Origin of the sequence: Pajaroellobacter abortibovis (assembly GCF_001931505.1) — a bacterium.
Lineage (GTDB): Bacteria > Myxococcota_A > Polyangia > Polyangiales > Polyangiaceae > Pajaroellobacter > Pajaroellobacter abortibovis.
The window spans coordinates 1,814,068-1,821,632 of record NZ_CP016908.1; the positions used below are offsets into that span (position 1 = coordinate 1,814,068).

Annotated in this window: 4 protein-coding genes and 1 tRNA gene; 3 read left to right on the forward strand and 2 right to left on the reverse strand. The window is 44.8% G+C overall.

Annotation, left to right across the window (positions count from 1 at the left end; all coding sequences use genetic code 11):
• Positions 1-122: 122 nt before the first annotated feature.
• Positions 123-2,297 (reverse strand): Rne/Rng family ribonuclease, encoded by a 2,175-nt coding sequence (locus BCY86_RS09240; RefSeq protein ID WP_075277475.1) that lies wholly within the window; start codon positions 2,295-2,297, stop codon positions 123-125.
• A 621-nt stretch (positions 2,298-2,918) separates the two neighbouring features.
• Positions 2,919-3,005: transfer RNA gene (locus BCY86_RS09245), tRNA-Ser, on the reverse strand.
• Positions 3,006-3,223: 218 nt separating this feature from the next.
• Between BCY86_RS09245 and BCY86_RS09250 the strand changes: the two genes are divergently transcribed.
• From BCY86_RS09250 to BCY86_RS09260, 3 genes are read left to right on the forward strand one after another with little or no spacing between them, the layout of a single operon-like run.
• Entirely contained in the window at positions 3,224-5,656 is a 2,433-nt protein-coding gene (locus BCY86_RS09250; RefSeq protein WP_245776232.1) for a heme lyase CcmF/NrfE family subunit, read from the forward strand.
• Positions 5,657-5,671: 15 nt separating this feature from the next.
• On the forward strand, positions 5,672-6,127 hold the full coding sequence (locus BCY86_RS09255) for a hypothetical protein (protein ID WP_075277477.1): 456 nt from the start codon (positions 5,672-5,674) through the stop codon (positions 6,125-6,127).
• A 6-nt stretch (positions 6,128-6,133) separates the two neighbouring features.
• Positions 6,134-7,405 (forward strand): hypothetical protein, encoded by a 1,272-nt coding sequence (locus tag BCY86_RS09260; protein WP_075277478.1) that lies wholly within the window; start codon positions 6,134-6,136, stop codon positions 7,403-7,405.
• Positions 7,406-7,565: the final 160 nt, after the last annotated feature.

The window sequence follows — 7,565 nt, forward strand, 5'->3', positions numbered from 1 at the left end:
ATAAAGAGAGCTCCGTCCCAACTAGACGCGGAGACGAAGATTTAACAAAATAATGAATTCTTCATTGATACGAATGCGACGCTGCACTCGTCTATTTGCTCGGGCAGAAAGAGCCATAAATATTATTTTCCTTGCAGATCAAACTGCTCGAGATGATAATCCTTGCGAGGGCTCACATTAATTTTTCTCATATAGCGATTTTCGATTTCTTGAACCGCTGATTTTTCTGGCCCTGTTAACAGTTCCGCAACTGTGGGATGCAGATGAACCGTAATAGTATACCCCGGTAGATCATTCCGCTTTCGCCTGATTTCCCTCAGTATTTCATAAGCAATCGTCTCTTTTGACTGTAGCCGACCAGTGCCATCACAATAAAAACAAGGCTCGTGTAAAAGACGCCCTAGGCTCTCACGCGTCCGTTTACGTGTCATCTCAATAAGGCCGAGCTCTGAGATTCGAATCAGGGTTGTTTTCGCCTTGTCTTTTTGTAAAACCTCCTCGAGTGTCTTGTACACCTTCTCGCGATTGGAAGGTTTTTCCATATCGATGATATCTAAAATAATAAGGCCACCTATATTGCGAAATCGGAGTTGATAAGCAATTTCATAAACAGCTTCTATGTTTGTCTTTAAGATCGTCTCTTCCATATCTTTGGATCCCTTCCCAACAAATCTTCCCGTATTAACATCAATCGCTGTCAACGCTTCCGCTTGATCGATAATTAGATAGCCTCCTGAAGGAAGCGGCACTTTTCTCGAGAGGGCTCTCGCAATTTCATCCTCGATTCCATAGGCGTCAAAAATGGGCTCTTCACCAGAATAGTAGACAACATCCCTCGCCCTTTCTGGGATAAACATCTCAACAAACCGAACCAATCTTTCATGCTGTGCTTTTTCGTCAATAACAATCTGAGATACTTCATCCGTAAATAGATCGCGAGCTGCTTTTAAGACCAGATCGAGCTCGCTCCACAACCTAGTAGGGGCTTTCATCCCCTCGCGATTTTTTGCAATCTCCCCCCACAATCGGACGAGATAACCAACATCCTGCTTCAGTTTTTTCTTGGTAAGTCCTTCTGCCACAGTACGCACGATAAGCCCTCCCGTAGGCGGCTTCATGCTTTCGATCGCTTCTCTCAAGCGTGCCCTCTCCTTTTCAGAGCCAATTCGCTTGGAAACACCGATATGATCAACTGTAGGCAAATAGACAACATAACGTCCCGGCAACGAGATGTGGCTAGAACACCTCGCTCCCTTAGTCCCTATCGGTTCCTTGGTGATCTGAACAATAATCTCGTCTCCTTCTCGCACCACCTCTTGAATAGGCGTTGAACGAGAAAGACGAGTTGGAACCTCAGGTGAGCGTTCGCCAGATATGCGATGGTGGGGGTCTCTACTGCGACGCCTCTTATAACATCGTTCCATTCCATCGGTATGTTTGTCTCCGCCTTGCACCTTCCCACCCCAACGGGAATGTTCGGAAGCCTCACTATCCCGCTTGCTAAATCGGCAAAATCGGCCACGAGTTCGCTTAGAATGCTCCCCTTGTCTGTCTCCCGTAAAGAGCCTAGGTAATTTTGCTTGAGGTATAGGTTCTCCTATATCGGTAATCGTAAATCCAGGCAAATTGTTCGTATCGAGATCCCAAAGTTCCGGAAGTTTAGGCAATTTTATAAGAGGCTCGCGTGTTTCCTCAAGTCGAGTCGATATCTCTAACTCTTTAAGCAGTGCTTCCCCCTCCTCTTCCGAAGAGAAGAGCGCCTGAGAGGAAGGGGAAAGCAAAGGGTATCTCGCAGGGCCTAACACAGCTTCTACATTAAGCTCTTCCTTTTCTGGCTCTTCTGAGGCAATTGGGTGTTCAGATTCATGACAGTTCTCTAAAGACTCCTCTTCTTTGAGTAAAGACTCCATCTCATTGGAATCCTCTATATCAAATGAAGAAAGGAGCACACTTTCCATTTGTTCCTCTTCCTGTCCGCTGCGATCAGTTTCCTCATAAGCCTCTTTTCCTACATGAGCGTGTTTCCGACCCCCCGCCAGATAAGCATCAAAATCATCGGGACGTATGAGGTCTTCAACATGCAGAAAGGAAGCACGCTCGAGGCCTACGTCCACGAACGCGGCTTGCAGTCCAGGCAGAACACGAGTTACTTTTCCGAGATAAACATCTCCTACACTACCTCCTACAACATGATAGCCACGACGTTCGATATGCAGCTCGACAATGATCCCATCCTCAATCAGAGCAACCCTTGTTTCTCGGACATCAACACTAATAACGAGTAAATTTTTAGACATCCTGAGTAGAACTTTCCCGCCTTAGCATTTCGTTTATCTCGTTTCCTTTGATAGGCACTCGATACGAACAATCGAGACTTTCTATGAAGCCATCAATGGTTGGAAATAAACAAACCCACTGAGCGAACACGGCACCTGCAAAAAGATTTGCGTTTTCTATCAGCCTTTTTTGTTTAGAAAATAGAGGTAGTTATACGATGTGGTATGCAATTTTTTCTTTTGCGAGTGAAAAATTTTTATTAGGGATCAACAGGCACTTTTTGTGGGCGTCACGATCCCCATTAAGGAGAAAAAAAAGAGAGATGAAAGATATAAAACTTAATGTTTTAACTTACCTTCGCTTTATTTCAATCTGCTCATTTTTTTGATAAAAGTACCTATGATTGCACAATTATGCAATCCCCTTCGCACCTTATTGATGTAAGGGTAAGGCTCCACCACACTCTTCCGCGCTACCGTTGCTCCCTTCCAGGCCTAGCGGATTCACGTTTCCAAGTCGGTAGAGCCGTAAATGTTCTTTTTATTAACTCATTTTAAGCAGCTGAGCAAGCAAGTTCTTCTTCGTGAGAGGCCTTTCAGTATCCTCTTACTAGCGTGGAAGGGATTGGTCCATCAAGACTGCGGAGAGGGCGGGATTCGAACCCGCGGTAGGGCTTTCCCTACGTCCGCTTAGCAAGCGGGTGCCTTCAGCCACTCGGCCACCTCTCCAGGTGAGATGCAGCTTCCGACTGGTAATCGGAAACAATCAGAGGCGCAACTAGATTCCCAATGAATTGTCTCCAACCTGCTTTAACTCATCTTGTCGCATATAAACCTAGCCAATGATTGGACCAAAATGATAGTCTGATTTCGCTCTACGCCACGAATTATTTTCCTTTCCCCCCTAAAAAAAAGCCATGTGGTATTCTCTCCCTTCTTTTAGCACCATGATTCTACTCGGGGTGCTGCTCACAGCAAGTTATACGCTTGCCGTAGCTATCACAGCCGGTATGGATGAGACTCGATGCAATTTAGGTGCAGCGCGGCTAGGGGCTTATGCAACCGTCTCCCTCATTGGCGTCGCCGTTTGCTTACTTGCTTACGCCTTTATCACCCACGACTTTCGAATTCGCTATGTCGCCCGTTATTCTGACCGGTCAATGGGATTAGCGTTCTTACTGAGCTCTCTCTGGGGAGGACAGGATGGCTCCATTTTATGGTGGCTTTTTCTCCTCAGCCTACACATCGCTGTCTGCACCAAATGGTTAAAAAATCGTTATCTTGCCCTACAACCTTATGTTCTCGCGGTGTTGATGGCTGTAACCATTTTCTTCTGCATCCTCATGGTGTTTTCGGCCAACCCTTTTGCAACCAGCACAGCAGGGAATCGGATTGATGGAGAAGGACTTAACCCTCTCCTTCAAAATTTGTACATGATCATCCACCCCCCAAGTCTTTACATGGGTTTCGTGGGGTGTACCATCCCTTTCGCATTCGCAATCGCAGCACTCATTACGGGAAGACTCGACCGAGAATGGATCGTCGCAGTTCGACCTTGGATGCTATTTTCATGGACTTTTCTCGCGTTAGGGAACACACTCGGCATGCTTTGGGCCTACGAGGAACTTGGATGGGGCGGGTATTGGGCCTGGGACCCGGTGGAAAACGCAGCCCTTATGCCGCTACTCACCGCTAGTGCATACCTTCATTCCGCTATGATCCAAGAAAGGCGAGGGATGTTCAAACTATGGAACATTCTCCTCGTATGTTTCACTTTTTTCCTCACAATTTTTGGCACATTCTTAACCCGCTCAGGCGCTGTATCGAGCATTCATTCCTTCGCCCAGTCTTCCATAGGAAGCTATTTCATCGCTTTTCTAGCACTCATTCTTTTCGCTACCGGGTTCCTCATTCTGTATCGATGGCCCGAACTCCGCGGCTTCCCACCAGTGCCTTCGATGCGGCGGGCAGCTTTAGGAGCAGCCTGTTTTTTTCTTTTGTTCCTTTGCCCATCTTTCTACCTTACTTGGGTGTCTCCTCTCCCCTTTCCGTTGAAGGTGAGTACCATTACATTGATCGCAGGAGCAGGAACTTATACAGCCGTTGAGCTCATCTTCCGGAGACTGAGCCGTCAGGCTGATTCGCTTCCATCTCCTCCTCTTCGGCCAAGCATTGAATCGCTTGCATCCCGCGAATTCGCTTTCATGCTCAACAACTGGAAATTGGTTGGGCTTATGGGCTTTATCCTAACCGCAACTACTTTTCCAATCGTCAGTGAAACAATCTGGAAAGAAAAAATAACGATCGGACCTCTCTACTACAACGCATGGGTACAACCCATAGGACTATTTATTTTCGCTTTAATGGGGATCGGTTCCTTATTTGGTTGGAAACACACAAGCTCTTCTTCTTTAAAGAAGAGCATTGTCCCCTCATTTACTGCACTGGCCGCAGCTTTTTGTGTCCATTGGATTATCGGATCCAGGATAGGCTTCCCACCGCTTGTCTGGGGCGACGCCCCCTATGAAGGGTGGATCGGAAAAGCTCTTCAAACATTCTCCGCTTGGGCCCCTGTTTTGACCTTTTCCCTCTGCGCATTCAATACTGTCATTATTATCCAAGAATTCTACTCCCTATTCTACGCTAAACAGAAGACGAAGTCCCTTCAAAAAGTCCCCCCTTTTCTATGGTATGCAGGATTTTTTCCAGGATTTTTCTACACCCTGGTCACACTCCCCAGCACCGCGCGAAGGCGCTACGGAGGCTACATTGTACACCTCGGGATTGTGGCGATGTTTTTCGGGTTCATGGGGAGCTCTTGGAATATCGTCCGGGAAGTATCCCTTTCACCAGGTGAAACGTACCCCTTCGGTCGCTATGAGCTCGAGTACAAAGGTCCACACATCGAAGTAGATGAAACAAAAAGGATGGTTTTCGCAGACATCAGCGTCAAAAAAAAAGGAGTTCCTCAAGGAATCCTTCAGCCGGCAAAGTTTATTTTTCATAAAATGCCTGATTCCCCTACAACCGAGGTAGCAATGCTTCACTCCCTCCACGATGATCTGTATATTGTGGTAGGGATGATCAGCCCACAAACGAAACAAGCGAATTTTCAATTTCACTTGAATCCTCTTGTGAGTTGGATTTGGATAGGTTGCTTTATTTTAATGGTAGGCAGCACTCTTTGCATGTGGCCAGATGCGCAATGGGCAGAATCGAGAAGAGCTGCTTTTGCACGCGGTGGATTTATCTTAACAACAAGTCTGTGGATCGGAACGTTGCTTTTTTCCACTCTAATGATTTATCAAAAAGAAAAATTAACAAGCCCATTAAACTCCACTCAAGTCGGCACAATTCACGAGAAAAATCTGCTTAACTAAAAATCAAGTCAGTCAATGACTTTTTTAAGACCGATTCTCCTGCTTATCCCTCTTATCTCCATGATAAGTATAGGACTGATGTTGGGTTTACACCTACTTCTCCTTACAGCAGCAGGACTTATTCTTTTTTTATCCCTTTTCTTGATGTGGACTAGTCTTTCTCTGCTTTTTTTAAGAAAAAAAGAAGATTTCATTTTATTAGACTCAAAATCCGACCTAGCCATTGACCACCTCAAAGAACAGGTTTTTTTATCGATCGCCCAAATTGAAGAAGGTCATCAAACCGGAAAAATAGATGATTTAGATTACAAATACTTGACTTCTCAATACCGTCAGGAAGCAAAAAAACTGCTGTGCACCGATCAGCAAATAAGAGGACCCCTTCGGGATCAAGCCCGTGCCGAAGCCAAAATCTATCTAGCCAAACAAGGAATAAGCGAATCTTGGCTAGACGATGAATCAAAATCGTAGACCCTTATGACTAATTATCCATTCTCTCACAAGCTAATCCATTTTATCATAAATGGGTTTTGTGGATGGCTAGGAATATTTTTTTTCCTACTCCTCCACAATGCCTATCCTGATATTTCTCTATCCCCTTCTTCTCTTCCACCAGGGCACCCGCCTGTTCAAAAAGAAGGGGGTTCCCCACCCCCTCTTGACCATCTATTTCGAGGGTCACCTGACACCATCAGAGAAGAAGAATCTCTCCCTTCAGGATCAATTGTCTTCGAAATAAAAGATGTTGAAAATAAGAGCGTATCTCAAGCTCCGGTAATGCTCCACGTCCTTTCCTTTCACAACACAAAAAAAGAAAAATATGATTCCCTCTCGTCTCAAACTGACATGCATGGGGAATGCCGATTTGATAATTTACGCCCTCAGTCGAAAACTTTCTATCAAATCAGCACTACAAAAGGAGAAGCAACTTTCTCTTCCGTTCCGTTCTTTTTAAAAGAGAAAGGGCTCCGCGGGACTCTCCACATATATCCCGTTACTTCTGAGATAGAAAGAACACTCCTCGTAACTCAAGCCTTTTTTTCTATAGAATTAAAAGAAGACCACATAGAAGTAGAAGAAGTGTTTTCTCTTTATAATTTTGGGAGGAATGCTTGGCTTGCATCAAACGTCCTTCTCCCACTTCCCCCCAATTTTCAGGCCCTTCTTCCAGAAGAAGAAGTCGAGAAACCAAAAGCTTCCATTATCAAAGGGGAAGGAATACGGATTGATGGCACGTTTGGCCCTGGAAAGCATCAAATTGCATTTCAATGGCGAACTGTCTATTCGCTTAAAGAAAAAATCACTCTCCGGCTTTTACCACACCTCTCTTTCTTGCGAATTGTCGTCCCCGCACCCTACCGAGTAGACTTTAAGACAGACGAACTCCCTTCTGCTGAGCATTTCAAAGATTCTTCCGGGAAACAACTTTTAATTGTCGAACATCAATTTCAAAAGGATGCCCCTTTATCCCATTTTACCTTTCAGTTCATTCCTCCGGCAGGAGAGAACCTGCTTAAACTCATCACTGTTAATGCTTCTGTGATCATTGTCGGATCTGGTTTTTTTACCGGGATAAAAAATAAGAGAAAGAAAAAAAAAGAAAAAAGAGAATTGATTCTCACTGCTCTTCAAAAAATCACACAAGATCGGATTGATGGGGAAATTGATCAAGCCGCTTTCAAAGAAGAAAGAGATCTTCTTATTGATGCACTTGCACGTACATTCCATAATAAAAATCAATCTGTCTAGGGCGTGAATAAACTAAGGAAAACTATGGGGAAAAGTACTGATTTAACTTGTGGAAAATTGGATTGATCAAGACTTAGCCAGATTTCTGCTTGAGTTATCCTCATGTTTTCCACTTAAGAAAGAAACCAGTACTTTGCACAAAAAAGGTGTTCCAATAGAC

Excerpts from the sequence above, each read along its gene's own strand:
- BCY86_RS09250 (WP_245776232.1), top strand. The coding sequence starts at position 3,224 with ATGATTCTACTCGGGGTGCTGCTCACAGCAAGTTATACGCTTGCCGTA.
- BCY86_RS09240 (WP_075277475.1), bottom strand. The coding sequence starts at position 2,297 with ATGTCTAAAAATTTACTCGTTATTAGTGTTGATGTCCGAGAAACAAGG.
- BCY86_RS09255 (WP_075277477.1), top strand. The coding sequence starts at position 5,672 with ATGACTTTTTTAAGACCGATTCTCCTGCTTATCCCTCTTATCTCCATG.
- BCY86_RS09260 (WP_075277478.1), top strand. The coding sequence starts at position 6,134 with ATGACTAATTATCCATTCTCTCACAAGCTAATCCATTTTATCATAAAT.